The organism is Mycobacterium sp. E2462, assembly GCF_001672685.1.
Classification (GTDB): domain Bacteria; phylum Actinomycetota; class Actinomycetes; order Mycobacteriales; family Mycobacteriaceae; genus Mycobacterium.
On record NZ_LZKC01000260.1, the window covers coordinates 1 to 22,330 of the forward strand.

Below are 22,330 nucleotides of genomic sequence, written 5' to 3' on the forward strand. Positions count from 1 at the left end.
TCGGCGTCGCGGCTCTTGGTGTGCATCAGCCCGTCGGCGACCCGTCGCCACCGCGGTCGGGTCTCCTGCGGCGGCGGCGCGATCGGCACCAGCCGCTCGACCCCCAGCGACCGCACGACCTGCGCCAGCACCCGCGCCGGGGGCCGCTTGAACTGCACCCGGTCGGTCAGCGTCTTGAGCAACTCGTAGGGGTCGCCGGGATGCACCCCGCAGGGCTGCAAGTCACCCGCGACGTACGCGCGGGCCAGGCCGAGCTCGCCCGGCGCCGTGGCCAGGTAGGTGGCCCCGCGGGGGGTCCGCAGCTCCAGGCCGAGCTCGGCGTCCGCACATCCCGCGGTGCTGCCGTCATAGGCGGTGAACTTCAACGGGTGGCGGCCGGTCGCGGCGAAGATCTCCAGGATCTGCGCCATGGTGAGTTTGCCGCTGCTGGTACGGAACGGTTCCCGCGTCGTCGTCATCGCCGTTGTACCGCCTTTGCGTAGAGATCGAGAAGACGGGCATGGGGATCGTAAGCCTTCTTGACCGTGCTGTAGGCCTCGCCGCCGTACAACTCGGCGAATTCGTCGCGGCAGTAGAAGGAGTCTGAGTACAGCGATTTGTGCCCGTCGAGCTCGCTCACCTTCGCCTCGATGGCGCGGTTGGTCGCGCCCGCCGCGCTCCCCTCCGGCCCGGCGGGTACCGAGGACCAGAAGCCGACGTTGACGTAGGTGCGGTCCGGCCGCATCGGGTACAGCGGCCAGCCGTCGGGATCGCGTAACCGCACCGGGCACAACCAGATCGGGGCGATCGGCACCGTGGCCGTGAACCATTCCAGGAAGTCGCAGGTCCGTTCGACCGGGACCTCGATGTCCTGCACCACCCGCTCACGCTCCGGGCGGCCGCGGCGCCGCTCGATCCGGTCCGACACCCCGAAACGGCGGTCCAGGGCAATGAGTTTCGAATAGACGCTGCTGCGCCGGTAGCGGCGCGGCCACCAACGCCGCACCCGCGGGTTCTGCAGGCCGAGCGCCCGGGAGCACCAGAACCAGTCGGTGTCCCAGCGCCAGAAGTAGTCGTGGATGGTCAGCCGGTCGTCTTTGACGGCGCCGTTCGCGCCGTCGTGGCGGATCGACTGGTAGTAGATCCCCGCCCCGGTGTAGTCGCTGACCGGTCCCGGGGTGGTGGTCCGCCGCCCGACGCACAGGTAGCTCTCGTCGGGCGAGAAGACCACCCCGTCGAGGTAGTCGACCGGCAGGCCGCCGTGGCCGCCGGTGTCGACGATGCGCTCCAGTGCCGCGAGCAGGTCGGGCAACGTGTGAAACCTGATGTGGCGCAGTGCCACAAACGGCGCGACGGGCTCCAGCTCGATCCGCAACCGCGTCGAATAACCCAGCGTCCCATAGGAATTCGGGAAGGCGCGGAACAGGTCGGCATGCTGGGTGCGCGACGCGGTGACCAAATCCCCGGCGCCGGTGAGGATGTCCATCTCCAGCACCGACTCGTGGGGCAGGCCGTTGCGGAACGACGCGGACTCGATGCCCAGGCCGCTGACCGCGCCGCCCAGGGTGATGGTCTTCAGTTGCGGAACCACCAGCGGCGAAAGGCCGTACGGCAGGGTGGCGGCGACCAGGTCCGCATACGTGCACATGCCGGCGACGTCGGCGGTGCGACCGTCGGCGTCCACGCCGAGGACGCCGGTCAGGCCGGAGGTGTCCAGGCCGGGCGCGTCGCGTTTGGCACGGGCGCGGAACAGGTTTGAGGTGGGTTTGGCCAGCCGGACGGCGGACGTCGCGGGAATCGATCGGTAACTCGCCAGCAACCGGTCGACGCCCGACTGGTGGGTAGAGAGTGCAGATCCGGGAACACCCACCAGAGATACCCTAGTCTTCGACACCGGCCCGTGCACCCGCGCGCGGGCCGCAGAAGCGGGTGATCAGCACGCCACAATTCAAGGAGGATTCGCCGTGGGACAGGTGAGCGCAGAGAGCACGATCTTGATCAACGCCGAGCCCGGGGCCACCCTCGCCGCCGTCGCGGACTACCAGACGGTGCGCCCGAAAATCCTGTCTCCCCAGTACAGCGACTACCAGGTGGTGCAGGGTGGCCAGGGTCAGGGAACCGTGGCGAAGTGGAAGCTGCAGGCCACCAAGTCCCGGGTGCGTGACGTGCAGGCCGCCGTCGACGTCGCGGGGCACACCGTGATCGAAAAGGACGCCAACTCCTCGATGGTCACCAACTGGACGGTGGCGCCCGCGGGCCCCGGCTCCAGCGTGACCGTCAAGACCACCTGGACCGGCGCCGGCGGCGTCAAGGGCTTCTTCGAGAAGACCTTTGCGCCGTTGGGGCTGAAGCGAATTCAGGGCGAGGTGCTGGGCAACCTCAAGCGCGAACTGGAGACGCCGGGTAGCTAGCGGGCCTGCCCCTGCGAGGCCAGGAATCCCGCGACGCCGCGCACCAGGGCGTCGGCGTATTTCTGCCGGCCCTCCGCGGACTCCATCAGCGCCGAATCCGCGGGGTTCTTCATGTTGCCGCACTCGACGAGGATCGACGGGTACTGCGCCAGGTTCAGGCCGGTCAGGTCGGAACGACCGTAGAGCCCGCTCTGCCCGATGTAGTTGGCCGGCGGAATGCCGGAGGCCTGCAACTGGTCTCGCATGATGCGCGCGTACTGCACCGACGGCCCGGCCTGCACCTGGTTGAGCGGCGGGGCCGAGTAGTTGACGTGGAAGCCCCGGCCCGACGGCGGTCCGCCGTCGGCGTGGATGCTCAGCACCGCGTTGGGGTGCAAGGCGTTGGCCGCGTTGGCGCGCTCGTCGACGCACGGACCCAGCCCGGTGTCGTTGGCGCGCGACAGGGCGGTGCGGACGCCGAGGGCGTTCAACTCGGCGCGCACCCGCAGCGCGGTGTCCCAGGTGAAGCTGTGCTCCATGTAGCCGGTGTTGGTGGCCGTGCCGCTGGTCTGGCAGTCCTTGGTGCCGCCGCGGCCGGTCGGCACCTGACGGTTGATGGAGCCGTCGTTGGAGCCGTTGTGGCCTGGGTCGATGAAGACGACCATGCCCGCGATGTTGGACGGGGCCGCCGTGGCGTTCGGGATGATCACTGTCGACGCGGCGACGATCATGCCGATGAGGGATCGGATGCCGACACGCCTGCTCACTGGTAGGTCCACGGCGCAAACCTAGCTCCGCGCGGTCTACGCTGGGTGTTTCGAATCGCCGGACAGACACGAGCGAAACCAACTCGAGACCAAGATGCGAGGGGACCGTCATGCAACCCGGAGGCGACATGTCGGCGCTGCTGGCCCAAGCCCAGCAGATGCAGCAGAAACTCATGGAGGCCCAGCAGCAGCTGGCGAACGCCGAGGTGCGTGGCCAGGCCGGCGGGGGCCTGGTCGAGGTCGTCGTCAAGGGCAGCGGCGAGGTGGTCGCGGTGAAGATCGACCCCCAGGTCGTCGACCCCTCGGACGTCGAAACCCTGCAGGACTTGATCGTGGGTGCCATGTCCGACGCCTCGGGGCAGGTCACCCGGATGGCGCAGGAGCGGCTGGGGGCGCTGGCTGGCGGCCTGGGTGGCCCGCCGGCGGGCCAGCCGCCGACCCAGATCCCGGGGCTTTGATCCCGCCGACATGTTCGAAGGACCCGTCCAGGATTTGATCGACGAGCTCGGCAAGCTGCCGGGGATCGGTCCGAAGAGCGCGCAGCGCATCGCCTTTCACCTGTTGTCGGTGGAGCCGCCGGACATCGACCGGCTGACCGCGGTGCTGGGCAAGGTCCGCGACGGCGTGCGGTTCTGCGCGGTGTGCGGCAACGTCTCCGACAACGAGCGCTGCCGCATCTGCGCCGATCCCCGCCGGGACGGTTCGCTGGTGTGCGTGGTCGAGGAGCCCAAGGACGTCCAGGCCGTCGAGCGCACCCGCGAATTCCGCGGCCGCTACCACGTGCTGGGTGGGGCGCTGGACCCGCTGTCCGGAGTGGGCCCCGACCAGCTGCGGATTCGCGAGCTGCTCAGCCGGATCGGGGCGCGGGTCGACGACGTCGACATCACCGAGGTGATCATCGCGACCGACCCCAACACCGAGGGCGAGGCGACCGCCACCTACCTGGTGCGGATGCTGCGCGACATCCCGGGGCTGACCGTGACGCGCATCGCGTCCGGGCTGCCGATGGGCGGCGACCTGGAATTCGCCGACGAGCTGACGCTGGGCCGCGCGCTGACCGGCCGCCGGGCGATGGCCTGACGCCGCTCAGCCCTTGGTGAGCTGAAACGCCCGGGTGACGGTCGAGCCCGGCTCGCCGCACCCCGCCGACATCGTCGTCCGGCCCTCGCCGGCCAGCGACACGGCGTCGAAGCTGTAGTCGACGGTCGCCGGAGCGGACGCCCCGTTGGCGCACGGCGCCTGGGCCGCCCCACTGTGGGTCCAGCGCCCGGCGACGAGGTCGAACTCCCAGCTGATCACGAAGTTCCCGCCGTCCTGCGACGTCGCCACCGTGCAGTCCGACCCGCACGGGGCGAACACCCACGCCGTCGTCTTGTCGTTGTCGGTGTAGAGCACGGTGTACCGGCCCATCGGGACCTCCGGGGCGGCGTGGGCGGGCGCCGCAGGCGCCAGCGCGGCCGCGACGACCAGGGCACCGCCGACGACCCCCGGCCTCATCGCGCCGCCAGTCGTTCGCGGCGCAGCAACTCAACCTCGGGCAGCTCCAGCGGTGCCAGCTCACCCACCACCTTGCTCAGCAGCAGGTCGGCCAGTTCGGGGTTGCGGGCCAGACACGGCCCGTGCATGTAGGTCGCGACGACGCTGCCCTGCACCGCGCCGTCGACGCCGTCACCGGCCCGGTTGCCCGCGCCCTTGACGACCGCGCCCAACGGGGCCGCTGCGGGGCCCAGGGTGGTGCCGCCGCGGTGGTTCTCGAAACCGGTCAGGCGCTGCGTCAACCCGGCCAGCGCCGGCGTGGTCACCAGCTCGCCGATGGTGCGCGCGGCCTGCGGGACGGTGGTGGCGTCGAGCATGCCGACGCCGTCGACGCGCTCTCCCGCCGACGTCTCATACCAGTGGCCGAGCACCTGCACGGCGGCGCAGATCGCCAGCACGGGGGCGCCGCGCTCCGCCGCGCGCTGCAGGCCCGGGTAGCGCAGCAGGTGCCGGGTGGCCAGGCGTTGGGCGTAGTCCTCGGCCCCGCCGAGCGTGTACAGGTCGAGCGACTCGGGCACCGGGTCGTCGAGCGTGATCTCGACGACGTCGGCGGCGATGCCGCGCGCCCGCAGCCGTTGGCGCAGCACCACGGCGTTGCCGCCGTCGCCGTAGGTGCCCATCACGTCGGGGAGCACCAGCCCGATGCGCACCGGGTCAGCCACGGCGCGCCAACGCCCGTTGCAGCTGCAGGAACGCGGTGTAGTTGGCGACGACCTCGACCCGCCCGGGCGGGCACGACGCGATCGCCGCGACGGTGTCGTGCACCAGCGTGTGCGCGACGCCCGCGTAGCCCAGGCGCACCGCGAGGTCGGTGCCCCGTTCACCGGCCGCCACGACTGGCCCCCTGAAGGCGTTTCCTACGTGCTCGAAGCGCACGTCCCACAACCAGGACAGGTCCTCCCCGTCGGGCACCTGCCCGTTGACGGCGATCACCACCCCGGCCGCGTGCTTGTCCACCATCGACAGCGCCTCCTGCCACCCGGCCGGATTCTTCGCCAGCAGGATCCGCGCCTGATGCGCGCCCACCGCCACCGTGCGGTAGCGGCCGGCCACCTCGTCGACGGTCGCGACGGCCGCGACGGCCTTGGCGGGGTCGGCGCCGAGCGCGGCGTCGGCGGCGACGGCCTGCGCCGCGTTGCCGCGGTTCACGGCGCCGGGCAGGGCCAACCGCATCGGCAGGGCCAGGCCGTCGGGGCCGTAGAGGGTGTCGTCGTCGAACCACCAGTGCGGGCTGGGGCGTTTGAAGTCGGCGCCGGTGGAGTACCAGTGGTTCGCGTCGCGCACGATGACCTCGCCGCTGCGGGGGCAGCTGACCGAGTCGTTCGCCCAGGAACCGCCGGCCGCCACCCACACCACGTGCGGGCTGTCGTAGGCCGCCGAGGTCATCAGCACGTCGTCGCAGTTGGCGACGACCACCGCCCCGGGGTGCCGGGCCAGGCCGGCGCGCAGCGTGCGTTCGATGACGTTGATCTCGCCGACGCGGTCCAGCTGGTCGCGGGACAGGTTGAGCAGCACGACGACGCGGGGATCGACCGCGTCGCAGACGTGCGGCACGTGCATCTCGTCGACCTCGAGGGCGGCCAGCCCGGCCTCGCGATGGGTGGCCAGCGCGGCGACCAGGCCGGCGTCCATGTTGGCGCCCTCGGCGTTGGTGGCCACCGGCCCCAGCGTGCCCAGGGCGGCCGAGGTCATCCGCGTCGTGGTCGACTTGCCGTTGGTGCCGGTCACCACCACCGTGCGCCGGCCGGCGCCGAGCTGCCGCAGCACCGAGCGGTCCAGCGTCATGGCCACCAGGCCGCCGATCATCGCGCCCGCGCCGCGCCCGGTCACCCGGGACGCCCAGCGCGCGCTCGCGCCGGCGGCGAGGGCGAGGCGTGCGCGGGGGGTGACCACCCGGGCATTTTAAGGGCGGGCGAGCGCCGGCATCGAATTCGTACCGACACGGCCGCTCAACGACCGGGCGATGTCGGTCGGACGTGCCATCCTGACGTTCATGAATTCCTGGGGCCGCCCCTCCGGCGCGCCGGACGGGGGTTGGGCGGTGATCGACGTCGAAACCTCCGGGTTCCGGCCGGGGCAGGCCCGCGTCATCAGCCTCGCGGTCCTGGGCCTGGACGCGCACGGCCGCGTCGAGCAGTCGGTGGTGAGCCTGCTCAACCCCGGGGTGGATCCCGGCCCCACGCACGTGCACGGCCTCACCGCCGCCATGCTGGAGGACCAGCCACAGTTCGCCGACATCGTCGGCGACGTGATCGAGGTGCTGCGCGGCCGGACGCTGGTGGCGCACAACGTCGCGTTCGACTACTCGTTCCTGGCCGCCGAGGCCGAGCTGGCGGGCGCCGAGCTGCCCGTCGACACCGTGATGTGCACCGTCGAGCTGGCCCGCAGGCTGGAGCTGGGCACCGAGAACCTGCGGCTGGAAACCCTGGCGGCGCACTGGGGTGTGGCCCAGCAGCGCCCCCACGACGCCTTCGACGACGCCCTGGTGCTGACCGGCGTGCTGGCGCCGGCGCTGCGGCGGGCCCGGGAGCGCGACGTCTGGTTGCCGGTGCGCCCGGTGACCCGGCGCCGCTGGCCGAACGGCCGGGTCACCCACGACGAGCTGCGACCGTTGAAGGTGCTGGCGTCGCGGATGCCGTGCCCGTATCTCAATCCCGGCCCGTATGTGCGGGGCCGGCCGTTGGTCCAGGGCATGCGGGTGGCGCTGGCCGCCGAGGTACGGCGCACCCACGAGGAGATGGTCGAGCGGATCCTGCACGCCGGGCTGGCCTACTCCGACGTAGTCGACCGCGAGACTTCGCTGGTGGTGTGTAACGACGACGCACCCGGACAGGGCAAAGGCTTCCAGGCCCAGCAGCTGGGCGTGCCGGTCGTCTCCGACGCGCAGTTCATGGACGGCGTCGCCGCCGTAATCGGCGGCGCCACCATTCAGGAGTTCATCGACGCAACGCCGGCCGACACCCAGCTCGCGCTGTTCTGATCTCCACCCTTGGGCGGCGATCCCAGCGTGTTCTCAGCCGGCACCCGGGAAGTTCCCAGGCGCTGGTCTGAGGCCCAATTGTTACCATGAGCGAGCCATTGCGGTGAGCGCAAAAGCGTCATGCGCCTGGCGTCCTGGGGGACCGATCCAAAGCGGCGACTGCGTGGCGGCATCGTCCATCGCAGCAGTGAGGACAATTGAGTGAGTGGACCGCTGGCGGATTTCTCCGTCGATCGGCGGGTGTTGCTGACCACCAGCGTGGCGCTGTTCATCGGCGCACTATCGGCGGGGGTGGCGTGGTGTCTGCTCAAGCTCATCGGATTAGTCACCAACGTTGTTTTCTATCAACGTCTTTCGGATGCCCTGGTATCTCCCGTCGATAACCACCATCCATGGTGGCTGATATTGGGTGCGCCGGTTGCCGGTGGTCTGGTGATCGGCCTGATGGCTCGGTACGGATCGGACCAGGTTCGCGGCCACGGTATGCCCGAGACCATCGAGGTAATCCTCACCGGCAGCAGCCGGGTTGAACCGAAAGTGGCGATTCTCAAACCGATTTCGGCAGCCATTAGCATCGGAACCGGCGGTCCGTTCGGTGCCGAGGGCCCGATCGTCATGACTGGCGGCGCGATGGGATCGGTTGTCGCCCAGTTCTTGCATCTGACCGCAGACGAGCGAAAGATCCTGCTCGCCTCCGGTGCCGCCGGTGGCATTGCGGCCACCTTCAACGCTCCTTTGGCGTCCATCTTGCTGGCGGTCGAGTTGCTGCTCTTTGAATTCCGGCCGCGCAGCTTGGTCCCAGTGGCCAGCGCGGTCGCCATGGCCACCGTCATGCGCACGTTCATCCTGGGCGCCGGGGCGGTCTTTCCGGTTGAGGTGCGCATACCTGAAATCGCCTGGCCCATAGATATTTTGGCCGCAGCAATCGGGCTGGCCGGCGCCCTGGTGGCTATCGGCGCGTCACACCTGGTTTTCTGGGCCGAGAATGTCTTTCCGCGGCTGCCGATCCATTGGATGTGGTGGCCGGCCATCGGCGGTCTGCTCATCGGCGTGGGTGGCCTGGTCGAACCCCATGCTCTCGGCGTCGGTTACAACGTGATCGATTCGCTACTCACCGGGCGGGCCGGCCTGTCGCTGATCGTCGGCATTCTCGTGGTGAAGACCGCAATTTGGGCGCTGTCGCTTGGCTCGGGAACCTCGGGTGGTGTATTCGCTCCCGTCTTCATGATCGGCAGTGCGCTCGGAGCGTTCGTCGGGCAGTGGCTTCCACACGTGTTTCCCGGATTTTGGGCGATGCTGGGCCTGGCCGCCGTGGTCTGCGGCCTCATGCGGGCACCCTTCGCGGCCATCGCCTTCACCCTCGAGCTCACCCGCGCTTGGCCCACCATGCTCCCGGTGATCATCGCCACGATCACCGCCTACGTCGTATCCGTGCTGATGCTGTCACGATCCGTGCTCACCGAGAAGATCACCCGGACCGGGATGCATCTGACCCGTGACTACACGACCGACCCGCTGGAGGCCTTCCTGGTCGCCGAGGTGATGCGTGCCGGACCCGTTCCCACGCCGGGAGGCGGCGCCGTCAGCGCGCGGGCAACCTTGCGGCACGCCGCGAATGTCTTCGCCGAAACGGAAGGCCTGCCGTTGCGGGTCCTATCGCCGGCGGGCGCCGATCAAGGTCACCTGTTGCTGAAGGACTTGCTGACCGCCCACCTGCACGACTTCAACGAAGAAACCGAACGGACCAGGCACCTCATCCCCTACTTCCCCAAGCCGCCGCGCAGCGTCGTTCGTCGCTGGGCGGCGGCTCGGCGCGACGGCCGGGCTAGCTGACCAAGAGCTCAGCGCGCCGCCCGGTTGACCGCCGACACGACGGCGCGCAACGACGCGGTGGTGATCGACGGCGCGATGCCCACGCCCCACACCGTCTTGCCGGACACCGACGCCTCGACGTACGCCGCGGCCTGCGCGTCGTCGCCGGCCGACAGCGCGTGCTCGGAGTAGTCCAGGACGGCGACGTGGACGCCGATCGCGCCCAGCGCGTCGACGAACGCGGCCAGCGGCCCGTTGCCCGCCCCCAGGATCTCGCGCTCCACGCCGTCGAGCTTGACCACCGCCTCGATGGTGTCGGTGCCGCCGTCGACCTCGGCGGCGGTCACCTTCTGCCGGATCCGCTCCAGCGGCCGCACCGGCGCCAGGTACTCCTCGTAGAACGCGTCCCACATCGCCTTCGGGGAGACCTCGCCGCCCTCCCCTTCGGTGATTTTCTGCACCACCTGCGAGAACTCGATCTGCAGCCGCCGCGGCAGCGCCAGGCCGTGGTCGGATTTCATGATGTAGGCCACCCCGCCCTTGCCGGACTGCGAGTTGACCCGGATCACCGCCTCGTAGGTGCGCCCGACGTCCTTGGGGTCGATCGGCAGGTACGGCACCTGCCACAGCATGTCGTCGACGTCGGAGTCGGCCTCGTCGGCGGCCACCTTCATCGCGTCCAACCCCTTGTTAATGGCGTCCTGGTGGCTGCCGGAGAAGGCGGTGTAGACCAGGTCCCCGCCGTACGGGTGGCGTTCCGGTACGGCCAGCTGGTTGCAGTACTCCACGGTGCGCCGGATCTCGTCGATGTTGGAGAAGTCGATCTGTGGGTCCACGCCGCGGGAGAACAGGTTGAGCCCCAGCGTCACCAGACACACGTTGCCGGTGCGCTCGCCGTTGCCGAACAGGCAGCCCTCGATCCGGTCGGCGCCCGCCTGGTAGCCCAATTCGGCCGCGGCGACGGCGGTTCCGCGGTCGTTGTGCGGGTGCAGGCTCAGGATGACCGACTCCCGGTTGGCCAGGTTGCGGCTCATCCACTCGATGGAGTCGGCGTAGACGTTGGGGGTCGCCATCTCGACGGTGGCCGGCAGGTTGAAGATGATCGGGTTCTCCGGCGTCGGCGCGATGATCTCGCCGACGGCGTCGCACACGTCGCGGGCGTAGTCCAGTTCCGTCCCGGTGTAGGACTCCGGCGAGTACTGGAACCGCCACTGCGTGCCCGGGTACTTGGCGGCCTCCTGCACGCACTTGCGCGCGCCGTCGGTGGCGATGGCCTGCACCGCGGCCCGGTCGGCGCGAAACACCACGCGCCGCTGCAGGATCGAGGTGGAGTTGTAGAAGTGCACGATGGCGCGCGGCGCGCCCTCGCAGGCCAGGAACGTGCGCTCGATGAGCTCCGGGCGGCACTGGGTCAGCACCTGGATGGTGACGTCGTCGGGGATGGCGCCGTCGGTGATGATCTCGCGGACGAAGTCGAAATCGGTCTGGCTGGCCGAGGGGAACCCGACCTCGATCTCCTTGTAGCCCATTCGCACCAGCAGGTCGAACATGCGCCGCTTGCGGGTGGGGCTCATCGGGTCGATCAGCGCCTGGTTGCCGTCGCGCAGGTCGACCGCGCACCACAGCGGCGCGGCGTCGACGACCCGGTCGGGCCAGGTGCGGTCCGGCAGCCGGATGGCCTCGACCTCGTCGGCGAAGGGGCGGTACCGGTTGACCGGCATGGCCGAGCCACGCTGCGGGTTCCAGGTGGGCTGCCCGGGCCGGGGCGGGCCGGCAGGCTTGACGATGGCTCGTGCCGAGCTATAGGCGTCGGGTTGGGTAGTCACGTGATTGCTCCGGGGGTGTCAGAAGGAAACTTCAGACCGGCGCATCGCGAACACCCGCGACGGGAGGCCGGTCTGGATCAGACCCCGTCGCGGCGTCCGAGGAGGAGCACCCGCTGCACGGTCTGCACTTTACCGCGCCAGGCCCCGTGGTGAGAAACCGCGCCGCAGCGGGGACGAAACCGCAGGTGGCGGGGGCCGGTATCGCAACGTTAATGCAGATGCACCGCCACGTATTCTGTTGTGGACTCAAAACGAAGTGGCCTGGCAGAAGGGCGGGGAGACGAACGTGGCGCTCGTCGTACAGAAGTACGGCGGATCGTCGGTGGCCGACGCCGACCGGATCCGCCGCGTCGCCGAGCGCATCGTCGCGACCAAGAAGCAGGGCAACGACGTCGTCGTGGTCGTGTCGGCGATGGGTGACACCACCGACGACCTGATGGACCTGGCGCAACAGGTGTGTCCGGCCCCGCCGCCGCGCGAGCTCGACATGCTGCTGACCGCGGGGGAGCGGATCTCCAACGCGCTGGTGGCGATGGCGATCGAATCGCTGGGCGCACAGGCGCGCTCGTTCACCGGGTCGCAGGCCGGCGTGATCACCACCGGCACCCACGGCAACGCCAAGATCATCGAGGTAACCCCGGGGCGGCTGCAGGCCGCGCTGGACGAGGGGCGCATCGTGCTGGTGGCCGGGTTCCAGGGCGTCAGCCAGGACACCCGCGACGTCACCACGCTGGGCCGCGGCGGCTCGGACACCACGGCGGTCGCGCTGGCCGCGGCGCTGCGCGCCGACGTCTGCGAGATCTACACCGACGTCGACGGCATCTTCACCGCGGACCCGCGCATCGTGCACAACGCCCGCCGGCTCGACACGGTGACGTTCGAGGAGATGCTCGAGATGGCGGCCTGCGGCGCCAAGGTGCTGATGCTGCGCTGCGTCGAATACGCCCGCCGCTACAACATCCCGGTGCACGTGCGCTCGTCGTATTCGGACAAGCCGGGCACCGTCGTCGTCGGATCGATCAAGGACATACACATGGAAGACCCCATCCTGACCGGAGTCGCGCACGACCGCAGCGAGGCCAAGGTGACCGTTGTCGGCATCCCCGACATCCCGGGCTACGCCGCCCGGGTGTTCCGCGCCGTCGCCGACGCCGACGTCAACATCGACATGGTGCTGCAGAACGTCTCCAAGATCGAGGACGGCAAGACCGACATCACGTTCACCTGCTCGCGCGACAGCGGGCCCACCGCGGTGGCCAAGCTGGACGCGCTCTCCGACGAGATCGGCTTCACCCAGCTGCTCTACGACGACCACATCGGCAAGGTGTCGCTGATCGGGGCGGGCATGCGCAGCCACCCCGGCGTCACCGCCACCTTCTGCGAGGCGCTGGCCCAGGTGGGCGTCAACATCGAGCTGATCTCCACCTCCGAGATCCGCATCTCGGTGCTGTGCCGCGACACCGAACTAGACAAGGCCGTCGTGGCGTTGCACGAGGCGTTCGGGCTCGGCGGCGAGGAGTCGGCGACGGTGTACGGCGGAACGGGTAGGTAGATGGTTTCTCTAGGCGTGGTGGGCGCCACCGGCCAGGTCGGCCAGGTGATGCGCGCCCTGCTCGACGAGCGGGACTTCCCCGCGACCTCGGTGCGGTTCTTCGCGTCGGCCCGCTCGCAGGGCCGCAAACTTCAATTCCGCGGCCAGGAGATCGAGGTCGAGGACGCGGCCACGGCCGACCCGGCCGGCCTGGATATCGCGCTGTTCTCCGCGGGCAAGACGATGTCGCTGGTGCAGGCGCCGCGCTTTGCCGCGGCCGGGGTCACGGTGATCGACAACTCGTCGGCCTGGCGCAAGGACCCGGACGTGCCGCTGGTGGTGTCCGAGGTGAACTTCGACAGAGACGCGGCAACCCGTCCCAAGGGCATCATCGCCAACCCGAACTGCACCACCATGGCCGCGATGCCGGTGCTCAAGGTGCTGCACGACGAGGCCGGGCTGCAGCGGCTGGTGGTGTCGAGCTACCAGGCGGTGTCCGGCAGCGGCCTGGCGGGCGTCGACGAGCTGGCCAGCCAGGCGCGGGCGGTGATCGACGGCGCCGAGCGGCTGGTGCACAGCGGCTCGGCGCTGCAGTTCCCGCAACCCCAGACCTATATGGCGCCGATCGCGTTCAACGTGGTGCCCCTGGCCGGTTCGCTGGTCGACGACGGCTCCGGCGAGACCGACGAGGACCAGAAGCTGCGCCACGAGAGCCGCAAGATCCTGGGCATCCCCGACCTGGCCGTCAGCGGCACCTGCGTGCGGGTGCCGGTGTTCACCGGGCACTCGCTGTCGATCAACGCCGAGTTCGCCCGCCCGCTCTCGCCCGAGCGCGCCCACGAGTTGCTGGCCGGCGCGCCCGGGGTCAAGGTCGTGGACGTGCCCACGCCGCTGGCGGCCGCCGGCGTCGACGAATCCCTCGTCGGTCGTATCCGGCGCGACCCCGGTGTTCCCGACGGGCGGGGCCTGGCCCTGTTCGTCTCCGGGGACAATCTGCGAAAAGGGGCGGCGCTGAACACCATTCAGATCGCCGAGTTGCTGGCCGCTCAGCTGTGACCCGCGGGTGAGCGCCGCGCAACACCGATCGGTCGCGCGGCGCTCGCTGCTGCTTACGTGTTTTTTTATTGCCGCACATGGGTTTTGGGCTGCCACCGCGCACGCCGACCCGCCGGCCCCGGTGCCGGAGCCGGTGCTGCGGCAGCTGGCCCCGGGGCAGGTGTTGCGGCTCGGCCCGACCGCCGGAACGGGAACGGTGACAAGGGATTTCGAGATCGGCGCGACCGATCTGTGCGAGTTCATGGAGTTTCCCACGCAGGTGTTGCAGATCTGCGGCGACAGCTTCCCCGGGCAGGGCGTGGGCTTCGGCCGCGACTTCGCGCCGATCGCGCTGCGCGTCGACACGTCCTCGGTGGACGACCCCGACGGCGTGCGGTACTCGGGTGTGATGGGGGTGTTCAACCCGTTGCTGGCCGACCCCACCCCCGCGGGCGATTCGCAGTTGCCGGCCGGCGTGGTGCAGATCAACCGGCGCAACTACCTGATGGTGACCACCACGCACGACCTGATCCCGGAGAGCTCTCGGCTGGTCACCGCCGAGCCGCAGCGCGATCGATGGCAGACCGTCGCAGGATCGCGCCGCCCGGCCTCCTATCAGGGCGGTTCGCAGACGCAGATCAGCGGCTACTACGACCCGATTCCCGCCCCCGATTCGCCGAGCGGATGGGTCTACATCGTCGCCGACAGCTTCACCCGCCGGGACCCCGCGGTGCTGTACCGGGCGACGCCGCAGGCATTCACCGACCGCTCCCAATGGCAGGGCTGGGCCGCGGGCGCGGGCTGGGGCAAGGCGCCGACACCGCTGTGGCCGGACCAGGTGGGCGAGATGTCGATCAAACAGATCGACGGCAAAACCGTGTTGTCCTACTTCAACGCCAGCACCGGCAACATGGAGGTTCGCGTCGCCGACGACCCCACGAAGCTGGGTGGCGCGCCGGTCACCACGGTGGTGCAGCACGACGAATGGCCGGAGCCAGCGGAAAGCCTGCCGCCGCCGGAGGACAACCGGCTGGCGCAGCCGTATGGCGGGTACATCTCGCCCGGCTCGACGCTCGACGAGTTGCGAATCTTCGTGAGCCAGTGGGACACCCGGGCCCGGGTGGCCGCGCCGTACCGGGTGATCCAGTTCGCGGTCAACCCGTTCAAGCCGGATGACTGACGGCGGATCGCGTCGGGCACAATTCGCGTAGACAACTGGAGAGGTGGGCATGACCTCAGAAGACGTCAATCGAGTTCCGTCGCCGGCCGGTTCGGCACCGTCGGACGCCCCCGCCGACGACCGACCCGCGAAAGCGGGCTTCCGCCCCGACATCGAGGGCCTGCGGGCCGTCGCGGTCCTGGCCGTGATTGCGTTCCATTGCGGCGTTCCCGGCGTCAGCGGCGGCTTCGTCGGTGTGGACGTTTTCTTCGTCATCTCGGGTTTCCTGATCACCGGCATGCTGTGGCGGGAGGCGGCCGCCGCGGGGACGGTGCGGCTGGGCCGCTTCTACGGCGCGCGCGCCCGGCGTCTCCTGCCGGCCTCCGCGCTGGTCGGTGTCATCACGGCGGTCGCTTCGGTGGTGCTGCTGACGCCGTTGGAAGCCAGGTCGGTCATCGGTGACGGCATCGCCAGCGCGCTGTACGTCGGCAACTATCGGTTTGCGCTGCAGGGCGTCGACTACTTCCAGATCAGCAAGCCGTCCCTCTCGCCCTACCAGCACTACTGGTCCCTGGGCGTCGAGGAGCAGTTCTACCTGGTGTGGCCGGCCCTCATCATCGGCACCGCGTGGCTGGTTCGGCGCGGCCGCGGCCGCGGCGACGGCACCGGGTCGTCGGCCGCCCCGTACGTGGCCGTTCTGGCGCTGGTCGCCGCGGTGTCGTTCGGCTTCTCGGTGGTGACGACGCGCACCGCGCCCCCTGTCGCGTTCTTCTCGCTGCACACCCGAGCGTGGGAACTGGCGGTGGGCGGCCTGGTGGCGCTGACGGCGCCGCAATGGCGGCGGCTCCCCGCGCTGGCGGCCGCGGTCGTCGGCTGGGGCGGGTTGGCGCTGATCGGGGTGGCGTGCAGCCAGCTCGACGCGGCCACGCCCTACCCGGGCAGCGCCGCGCTGTTGCCGGTGCTCGGCACCGCCCTGGTCATCGGATCGGGCTGCGCCACCGCAACCCGCGGCTGCGGCCGCCTCCTGGCGCTGCCGCCGCTGCGCGCGACCGGCCGGGTGTCGTATTCCTGGTATCTATGGCACTGGCCGGTGCTATTGCTGGCGACGCCGCTGCTGGGACGCCCGATGGGGCCGATCGACGGGCTGGTGGCGGTGCTGGTCTCCCTCGCGCTCGCCGTGCTCACGCTGCGGTTCGTCGAGAACCCCTTGCGCTATGCCCCGGCGGTACGGGGTTCGGCCGCCCGCAGTCTGACCTTGGGCGGCGTGGCCACCGCCTTGGCGGTGGTCGTCGGCGTCGCGCTGCTGGTGGTCGAGCCGATTCCGGTCGGCCGGGGCCCGGCCGCCGCTCCCGTGCGTGTATTGGCCGACCCCGTGCCCCGCGGTGCGGACGTCGGCAGCGCCGACGCGGCGGTGCAGCGGGTGTTCGCGCAGGTGCAGGCCGCCATCGCCGCGTCGGCGGACCTTCGAGCAGTGCCCTCGAATCTGGACCCGTCGCTCGCCGACGCCTTGCACGATCCGACGCCGCCCGGCCTGGACGGCTGCCTGCGTAATCTGCTGGAGGTCGACCAGCCCCCGTGCGCGGCGGGTGACACGGCCTCCCCGACCAGGGTGGCCCTCGTTGGGGACTCGAACGCCTACGTGTGGAGCCCGGCGTTTCAGCACTTCGCCGAGCAGCACCGCTGGCGATTGGAGGTCCTGACCAAAGGGGCCTGCCCCATGCTCGACCTGCCCCTGAAGATCTTCGTGCAGCGGCCTTACACCGAGTGCGACACGTGGCGCGGCCAGGTCCTCGCCCGGCTGCGCGACGAGCACCCGCGGCTGGTGGTGCTGGGCATGCTGCGCCACGACAGCGGCGTGGGATACCCGCCCTACGGACCGGCGTGGATCGACAGGCTGACCCGGCTGGTGCAGCAGTTGCGAACGACCGGCGCCCGGGTGCTGGTGCTGGGGCCCACCCCGGATCCGCACTCGATGGTGCCGGACTGCCTGTCGGTGCATCTCGACGACGCGACGGCGTGCGCGGCCACCCGGGCCACGGCCGTCAACGCGACCGGTATCGCGGCCGAGGCCGCCGCCGCCGCGGCCGGCGGTGGGCGATACGCCGACGTCTCCGACCTGTTCTGCGGCCCGGAACGCTGCCCGCCGATCGTCGGCAACACCCTGGTCTACCAGGACGAATACCACCTGACGTTCGAGTACGCGCGGGTGCTGGCGCCGGCGATCGGGGCGCTGACCGATCGCGCGCTGGCCGGCCCGTGATGGGCGGCCGCCAGCCCGCCGCCGTCACCGCTCCATGCCTGGTCGGGGGTGGTTTAGGGCTCACAGCTGCTACATAAGTAGCGCATAGCGCTCACTACTGTTAACGGCTTCATCATTTGTCTCATGAGTGAAACTTCTGAAACCCCCACCGTGCGGACCTCCACCGCAACCGAACCCGCGCCGGCCGCAGTCGAGCCGGCGCTCTACCACCGCCCGCCCCGCGTCTTCCAGGCCGCGGCCTGGGTCGCCATCGTCGCCGGGATCGTGTTCATCGTCGCGGTCATCTTCTTCACCGGCTACACCCTGGGCAAGCACGCCGGCCACCACGGCGGTCACCACCACGGCCACCACGCGGCGTGGATGCACCACCACGGTCCGGGTGGGCCGGGTGGTCCCGGCTTCGGCCCGGGCGGCCCGAACGGTCCCGGCGGCCAGGGCCAGCAGCCCGCGACGCCCGGCCCGTCCGCCGTCCGGCCCAGCAGCATGGGCCCCGGCCACCTGCCGTCGTCGCTGTTCCACCCCGCGACCGTGTCGCCCGGCGCCCTGGGGCAGGTTCCCACCGTCGTCGTGCTCGGCGGCTGACGACCCCTCCATCACCAACTCGTAGCCCGGCGCTCACCCCCGAGCGCCGGGCTACTCGGCATGTCACCGCTTCCTCACCGCGGCATCTCGATTCACAGCAAGTTTGTGTCGGGGACCTGTTACGCAGCCCGGCAGCCAGGGCACTATTCAAGGCATGAGTGAGACACCCGAACCGCACACCCAGCCGGTCGCCGAGCCTGCCCCCGCCGCGGCGGTGGCACCGCCGCCCCCGCCGCCGGTGAAGCCACCGCGGCTGTACACGGCTGCGGCGTGGGTGGTGATCGTCGCCGGGATCGTGTTCATCATCTCCACCGTCTTCTTCACCGGCGCGTTCCTGTTCGGGCATCACCACTGCCACCATCACCACGGCATGGTCGGCCCCGGCGGCCCTAACGGCCCCGGCGGCCCCGGGCCCGGCCCTGGTAACGCGCCGGGCAACGGCCCCTGGCAGTACGGCGGCCCCGGCCCCGGGTGGCCCGGCCCCGGCGGGCCCGGGCCGTGGCAGTACGGCGGCCCGGACAACGGCCAGTGGGGTCCCGGCGGTCCCGGCGGCCCGGGTCTGATCGTGCCGCTGCCCCCGGGCGGTCCGGGCGGCCCGGGCGGGCCGGGTGGCGGCTGGGGCGGACCCAGCTACGGCGGCCCGGCGGGCCCGTCGAGCCCGCCGCCCAGCACGCCCGCGCCCCGGCGCTGACGGGCGCTCGACGGGTGCGCTAGCCGCGAGATTCTTGACTAGTTCAAGATAGGCGGCATACTCGATAACGTGCCCGAACGGCCTGCTGAATGCGCGTATGGCAGGAAAAGCCATGCGACACAACGGGTTTGAATACGGCGCGCCCTCGGATGACTCAGCCCACTCGACGAGGAGAAACGGAATGACCGAGCGGTTCACCACCAACGACGCCGGCATCGCTGCGCCCAGCGACGACCAGTCGCTCACCATCGGGCCCGACGGGCCGATCCTGCTGCAGGACCACTACCTGATCGAGCAGATGGCGCAATTCAACCGGGAGCGCATCCCGGAGCGCCAACCGCACGCCAAGGGCGGCGGTGCCTTCGGGCACTTCGAGGTCACCAACGACGTCAGCCAGTACACCCGCGCCGCGGTGTTCCAGCCCGGCACCAAGACCGACACGCTGATCAGGTTCTCCACCGTGGCGGGCGAGCGCGGCAGCCCAGACACCTGGCGGGATCCGCGCGGCTTCGCGCTGAAGTTCTACACCTCCGAGGGCAACTTCGACATGGTCGGCAACAACACGCCGGTCTTCTTCATCCGTGACCCGTTGAAGTTCCAGCACTTCATCCGGTCCCAAAAGCGTTTGCAGTCAAGCAATTTGCGCGACAACAACATGCAGTGGGACTTCTGGACGCTGTCGCCGGAGTCCGCGCACCAGGTCACCTGGCTGATGGGGGACCGGGGTATCCCGAAGAGTTGGCGGCACATGAACGGCTACAGCAGCCACACCTACAGCTGGCTCAACGCCGCCGGGGAGATGTTCTGGGTGAAGTACCACTTCATCAGCGACCAGGGCATCGACTACCTGACCCAGGAGGACGCCGACCAGCTGGCCGGTGAGGACGGCGACTACCACCAGCGCGACCTGTACGAGGCGATCGAGCGGGGCGAGTTCCCCAGCTGGACGCTCAAGATGCAGATCATGCCGTTCGAGGAGGCGAAGACCTACCGGTTTAACCCGTTCGACCTGACCAAGGTGTGGCCGCACGGCGACTATCCGTTGATCGACGTCGGGAAGTTGACCCTGGACCGCAACGTCACCGACTACCACACCGAGATCGAGCAGGCCGCCTTCGAGCCGAACAACATCGTGCCCGGAACCGGGCTGAGCCCGGACAAGATGCTGCTGGCCCGCGGCTTCTCCTACTCCGACGCGCACCGCGCCCGGCTGGGGACCAACTACAAGCAGATCCCGGTCAACACGCCGAAGGTCGAGGTGAACAGCTACTCCAAGGACGGCGCGATGCGGATCAAGAACGTCTCCGATCCGGTGTACGCGCCCAACTCCTACGGCGGCCCGCACGCCGACCCGGCGCGCGCCGCGGAGGTGCGCTGGCACGCCGACGGCGAGATGGTCCGCGCCGCCTACACGCTGCGCGCCGAGGACGACGACTGGGGCCAGGCCGGCACGCTGGTCCGCGAGGTGCTCGACGACGACGCACGGGATCGCTTGGCGCACAACATCATCGGCCACGTGTCCAAGGGTGTGAAAGAGCCGGTGCTGTCGCGGGTCTTCGAATACTGGCGCAACGTGGACCCCGACCTCGGGAAGAAGGTCGAGGAGGGCGTCCGCGCCAACGGGGGCTGACGCGACCCGCCGACGTGCCTGGCATGATCGCTGCCATGACCATGCGGGTCCGGGTGGCGGCGCTGATCCTCGGAGCCGCCGGCGCCCCGGCGCTGGCCGTGCCGGTCGCGGCCGCGCACCCGTCGGAGCCGGGCGTGGTGAACTACGCGGTGCTCGGCAAGGGGTCGGTCGGCAACATCGTCGGCGGGCCCATCGGCTGGGAGTCGGTGTTCACCCAGCCGGTGCAGGGCGAATGGGTGGACCTGCCGGTCTGCAACAACTGGGCCGACATCGGGTTGCCGGAGGTCTACAACGACCCGGACTTGGCGTCGTTCAACGGCGCGGTCGCCCAGACCTCCGCGACGGACCAGACGCATCTGGTGAAGCAGGCGGTCGGGGTGTTCGCCACGAGCGACGCCGCGGGCCGGGCGTTTCACCGCGTGGTGGATCGCACCGTGGGCTGCTCGGGGCAGACCACCGCGCTGCACCTCGACAACGGCACCACCCAGGCGTGGTCCTTCGACGGCGGTGCGCCCGGCGTCACCGACGAGAACTGGACGAAGCAGGAAGAGGGCACCGACCGGCGCTGCTTCAATCAAACCAGGCTGCGCGAAAATGTTTTGCTGCAAGCGAAGGTGTGCCAGTCCGGCAACGGTGGCCCCGCGGTCAACGTTCTAGCTGGGGCGATGCAGAACGCGCTCAGTCAGTGACCGCGCGAGGGGGGATGCGTGGTTGCCGGGGCGTCGCAACCGGGCGGATCGGGAATATGTCAGAGGCACCTGCTAGATGAAGTAGGGGCGGTTATCGTTCCGTTAGCCACGCAACGGACCGGTTCGCCCAAGACGTGTTCGGCTTGCTCGGCTTCCGGCCCGAAGGGATCGTGATATGGCGTTCGTCGGTATCACCACCTCGCCGCTGCAACGTCCCGACTCCGCCGAGCTGACCGATTCGCAGGCCGCTGCCCGCCACATCGCCGAGGCCTGCCTGGCGGACGGGCCGGTCGGCCGGGTGGGTCTGGAGCTGGAAGCCCACTGCCACGATCCGGCCGACCCGCACCGCAGGCCCGGCTGGGAGGAGATCGGCGGCGTCCTGGAGGCGTTGGGGCCGCTGCCCGGCGGGAGCCGGGTCACCGTGGAGCCCGGCGGAGCCGTCGAACTGTCCGGGCCGCCCGCGGCGGGCGTTGTGCCCGCCATCGACGCGATGCGTCGCGACCAGGCGGTGCTGCGGGCCGCGTTCGCGGGCGCCGGCCTGGGCCTGGTGTTCCTCGGTGCCGATCCGTTGCGGCCACCCCAGCGCATCAATCCCGGCGCCCGGTACCGCGCGATGGAGCGGTTCTTCGCGACCAGCCGCTCCGGCGAGGCCGGCGCGGCCATGATGACGTCGACGGCCTCGATCCAGGTGAACCTCGACGCCGGGCCGCGCGACGGCTGGGCGGCGCGGGTCCGCCTGGCCCACGCCCTGGGGCCCACGATGATCGCGCTCACGGCGAACTCCCCGATGCTGGACGGGGAATTCACCGGTTGGGTCTCCAGCCGCCAGCGGGTCTGGGGCCGCATGGATTCGGCGCGCTGCGGTCCCATCCTCGGCGCCAGCGGGGACGACCCGCGCACCGACTGGGCCCGCTACGCCCTCAAGGCCCCGGTGATGCTGGTGCACCACCCCGACGCCGAGGCGGTCACGCACTGGGTGCCGTTCGCCGACTGGGTCGACGGCCGCGCGCTGCTCGCCGGCCGCCGCCCCACCTTCGCGGACCTGGAATACCACCTGACCACGCTGTTCCCGCCGGTGCGCCCCCGCCAGTGGTTGGAGATCCGGTACCTGGACAGCGTGCCGGAGGCCTTCTGGCCGGCGGTGGCGTTCACCATGGCGGCCCTGCTCGACGACCCGGCGGCCGCCGACGCCGCGGCCGCGGCCGTCGAGCCTGTCGCCACCGCCTGGGACACCGCGGCGCGGCTGGGCTTGCGCGACCGCCGGCTGCGCGAGGCGGCCAACCAGTGCCTGGCCATCGCCGCCGAGCTCGCGCCGCCCGAGGTCGAGGAGTCGATGCATCGGCTGGTCGGCTGCGTCGAACAGGGCCGATGTCCGGGTGACGAGTTCGCCGACCAGGTGATCGAACACGGCATCGCGCCGGTGGTGGCGCGACTGGCGCAAGGGGGGCTGTGACTTCTGCTGC

Annotated in this window: 20 protein-coding genes and 1 pseudogene; 14 read left to right on the forward strand and 7 right to left on the reverse strand. The window is 70.3% G+C overall.

Going from position 1 to position 22,330, the window contains the following annotated elements:
• Window positions 1-458, reverse strand: a pseudogene (locus A5714_RS12885) (SAM-dependent methyltransferase); the annotation flags it as partial.
• The gene (locus tag A5714_RS12890; RefSeq protein ID WP_082959721.1) at window positions 455-1,852 is read right to left on the reverse strand and encodes an FAD-binding oxidoreductase; all 1,398 of its coding nucleotides are present in this window, start codon (window positions 1,850-1,852) and stop codon (window positions 455-457) included. The pseudogene A5714_RS12885 and the gene A5714_RS12890, both read right to left, overlap by 4 nt.
• Before the next feature lie 91 nt (window positions 1,853-1,943).
• Between A5714_RS12890 and A5714_RS12895 the strand changes: the two genes are divergently transcribed.
• Window positions 1,944-2,390 carry an SRPBCC family protein gene (locus A5714_RS12895; RefSeq protein WP_068070315.1) on the forward strand — a complete coding sequence of 149 codons (447 nt, stop codon included), beginning with the start codon at window positions 1,944-1,946 and terminating at the stop codon, window positions 2,388-2,390.
• Here the strand turns inward: A5714_RS12895 and A5714_RS12900 are convergent.
• Entirely contained in the window at window positions 2,387-3,148 is a 762-nt protein-coding gene (locus A5714_RS12900; protein ID WP_082959719.1) for an Rv3717 family N-acetylmuramoyl-L-alanine amidase, read from the reverse strand. The two genes, A5714_RS12895 and A5714_RS12900, sit on opposite strands and share 4 nt — an antisense overlap.
• 98 nt (window positions 3,149-3,246) lie before the next feature.
• Between A5714_RS12900 and A5714_RS12905 the strand changes: the two genes are divergently transcribed.
• Window positions 3,247-3,594 (forward strand): YbaB/EbfC family nucleoid-associated protein, encoded by a 348-nt coding sequence (locus A5714_RS12905; RefSeq protein ID WP_068070313.1) that lies wholly within the window; start codon window positions 3,247-3,249, stop codon window positions 3,592-3,594.
• Between the two features lie 10 nt (window positions 3,595-3,604).
• Window positions 3,605-4,216: a recombination mediator RecR gene (gene recR / locus A5714_RS12910; RefSeq protein ID WP_068070312.1), complete on the forward strand. Its 612-nt coding sequence runs from the start codon at window positions 3,605-3,607 to the stop codon at window positions 4,214-4,216.
• Between the two features lie 6 nt (window positions 4,217-4,222).
• On the opposite strand, the gene A5714_RS12915 is transcribed toward recR, so the two are convergent.
• From A5714_RS12915 to A5714_RS12925, 3 genes are read right to left on the reverse strand one after another with little or no spacing between them, the layout of a single operon-like run.
• Complete coding sequence (locus tag A5714_RS12915) at window positions 4,223-4,633, reverse strand: hypothetical protein (RefSeq protein ID WP_068285674.1); 411 nt, start codon at window positions 4,631-4,633, stop codon at window positions 4,223-4,225.
• Window positions 4,630-5,334, reverse strand: a complete 705-nt coding sequence (locus A5714_RS12920; protein WP_068070310.1) for a type 1 glutamine amidotransferase — start codon at window positions 5,332-5,334, stop codon at window positions 4,630-4,632. The genes A5714_RS12915 and A5714_RS12920 overlap by 4 nt, the downstream gene beginning before the upstream one ends.
• Window positions 5,327-6,565 carry a Mur ligase family protein gene (locus tag A5714_RS12925; RefSeq protein WP_068285676.1) on the reverse strand — a complete coding sequence of 413 codons (1,239 nt, stop codon included), beginning with the start codon at window positions 6,563-6,565 and terminating at the stop codon, window positions 5,327-5,329. The genes A5714_RS12920 and A5714_RS12925 overlap by 8 nt, the downstream gene beginning before the upstream one ends.
• A gap of 100 nt (window positions 6,566-6,665) precedes the next feature.
• Here A5714_RS12925 and A5714_RS12930 point away from each other — a divergent pair, with 100 nt between their 5' ends.
• Window positions 6,666-7,652 carry a DEDDh family exonuclease gene (locus A5714_RS12930; protein WP_068285719.1) on the forward strand — a complete coding sequence of 329 codons (987 nt, stop codon included), beginning with the start codon at window positions 6,666-6,668 and terminating at the stop codon, window positions 7,650-7,652.
• A gap of 201 nt (window positions 7,653-7,853) precedes the next feature.
• Window positions 7,854-9,485 (forward strand): chloride channel protein, encoded by a 1,632-nt coding sequence (locus A5714_RS12935; RefSeq protein ID WP_197513677.1) that lies wholly within the window; start codon window positions 7,854-7,856, stop codon window positions 9,483-9,485.
• Between the two features lie 8 nt (window positions 9,486-9,493).
• Here the strand turns inward: A5714_RS12935 and leuA are convergent, their stop codons facing one another.
• Window positions 9,494-11,290 (reverse strand): 2-isopropylmalate synthase, encoded by a 1,797-nt coding sequence (gene leuA / locus A5714_RS12940; protein ID WP_068285678.1) that lies wholly within the window; start codon window positions 11,288-11,290, stop codon window positions 9,494-9,496.
• A gap of 286 nt (window positions 11,291-11,576) precedes the next feature.
• Between leuA and A5714_RS12945 the strand changes: the two genes are divergently transcribed.
• The 9 genes from A5714_RS12945 (at window position 11,577) to egtA (ending at window position 22,320) form a co-directional block, all read left to right on the forward strand.
• Complete coding sequence (locus tag A5714_RS12945; protein ID WP_068070319.1) at window positions 11,577-12,842, forward strand: aspartate kinase; 1,266 nt, start codon at window positions 11,577-11,579, stop codon at window positions 12,840-12,842.
• Window positions 12,843-13,877, forward strand: coding sequence for an aspartate-semialdehyde dehydrogenase (locus A5714_RS12950; RefSeq protein WP_068285679.1), 1,035 nt, complete (start codon window positions 12,843-12,845; stop codon window positions 13,875-13,877).
• Between the two features lie 7 nt (window positions 13,878-13,884).
• Complete coding sequence (locus A5714_RS12955) at window positions 13,885-15,036, forward strand: DUF4185 domain-containing protein (protein ID WP_068285682.1); 1,152 nt, start codon at window positions 13,885-13,887, stop codon at window positions 15,034-15,036.
• A gap of 49 nt (window positions 15,037-15,085) precedes the next feature.
• A complete protein-coding gene (locus tag A5714_RS12960) occupies window positions 15,086-17,275 on the forward strand; it encodes an acyltransferase family protein (RefSeq protein ID WP_068285721.1) in 2,190 nt (729 codons plus the stop codon).
• A 150-nt stretch (window positions 17,276-17,425) separates the two neighbouring features.
• Window positions 17,426-17,857, forward strand: coding sequence for a hypothetical protein (locus A5714_RS27635; RefSeq protein WP_068285684.1), 432 nt, complete (start codon window positions 17,426-17,428; stop codon window positions 17,855-17,857).
• A gap of 154 nt (window positions 17,858-18,011) precedes the next feature.
• Window positions 18,012-18,548, forward strand: a complete 537-nt coding sequence (locus A5714_RS12970; protein WP_068285686.1) for a hypothetical protein — start codon at window positions 18,012-18,014, stop codon at window positions 18,546-18,548.
• Between the two features lie 181 nt (window positions 18,549-18,729).
• Window positions 18,730-20,178 (forward strand): catalase, encoded by a 1,449-nt coding sequence (locus A5714_RS12975; protein ID WP_068070302.1) that lies wholly within the window; start codon window positions 18,730-18,732, stop codon window positions 20,176-20,178.
• Between the two features lie 41 nt (window positions 20,179-20,219).
• Complete coding sequence (locus A5714_RS12980) at window positions 20,220-20,867, forward strand: sensor domain-containing protein (protein WP_156747297.1); 648 nt, start codon at window positions 20,220-20,222, stop codon at window positions 20,865-20,867.
• A 175-nt stretch (window positions 20,868-21,042) separates the two neighbouring features.
• The gene (egtA, locus tag A5714_RS12985) at window positions 21,043-22,320 is read left to right on the forward strand and encodes an ergothioneine biosynthesis glutamate--cysteine ligase EgtA (protein ID WP_068285688.1); all 1,278 of its coding nucleotides are present in this window, start codon (window positions 21,043-21,045) and stop codon (window positions 22,318-22,320) included.
• The last annotated feature ends 10 nt before the right edge of the window (window positions 22,321-22,330 follow it).

Excerpts from the sequence above, each read along its gene's own strand:
- recR (WP_068070312.1), top strand. The coding sequence starts at position 3,605 with ATGTTCGAAGGACCCGTCCAGGATTTGATCGACGAGCTCGGCAAGCTG.
- A5714_RS12950 (WP_068285679.1), top strand. The coding sequence starts at position 12,843 with ATGGTTTCTCTAGGCGTGGTGGGCGCCACCGGCCAGGTCGGCCAGGTG.
- A5714_RS12980 (WP_156747297.1), top strand. The coding sequence starts at position 20,220 with ATGCGGGTCCGGGTGGCGGCGCTGATCCTCGGAGCCGCCGGCGCCCCG.
- A5714_RS12970 (WP_068285686.1), top strand. The coding sequence starts at position 18,012 with ATGAGTGAGACACCCGAACCGCACACCCAGCCGGTCGCCGAGCCTGCC.
- A5714_RS12930 (WP_068285719.1), top strand. The coding sequence starts at position 6,666 with ATGAATTCCTGGGGCCGCCCCTCCGGCGCGCCGGACGGGGGTTGGGCG.
- A5714_RS12915 (WP_068285674.1), bottom strand. The coding sequence starts at position 4,633 with ATGAGGCCGGGGGTCGTCGGCGGTGCCCTGGTCGTCGCGGCCGCGCTG.
- A5714_RS12905 (WP_068070313.1), top strand. The coding sequence starts at position 3,247 with ATGCAACCCGGAGGCGACATGTCGGCGCTGCTGGCCCAAGCCCAGCAG.
- egtA (WP_068285688.1), top strand. The coding sequence starts at position 21,043 with ATGGCGTTCGTCGGTATCACCACCTCGCCGCTGCAACGTCCCGACTCC.
- A5714_RS12960 (WP_068285721.1), top strand. The coding sequence starts at position 15,086 with ATGACCTCAGAAGACGTCAATCGAGTTCCGTCGCCGGCCGGTTCGGCA.
- A5714_RS12975 (WP_068070302.1), top strand. The coding sequence starts at position 18,730 with ATGACCGAGCGGTTCACCACCAACGACGCCGGCATCGCTGCGCCCAGC.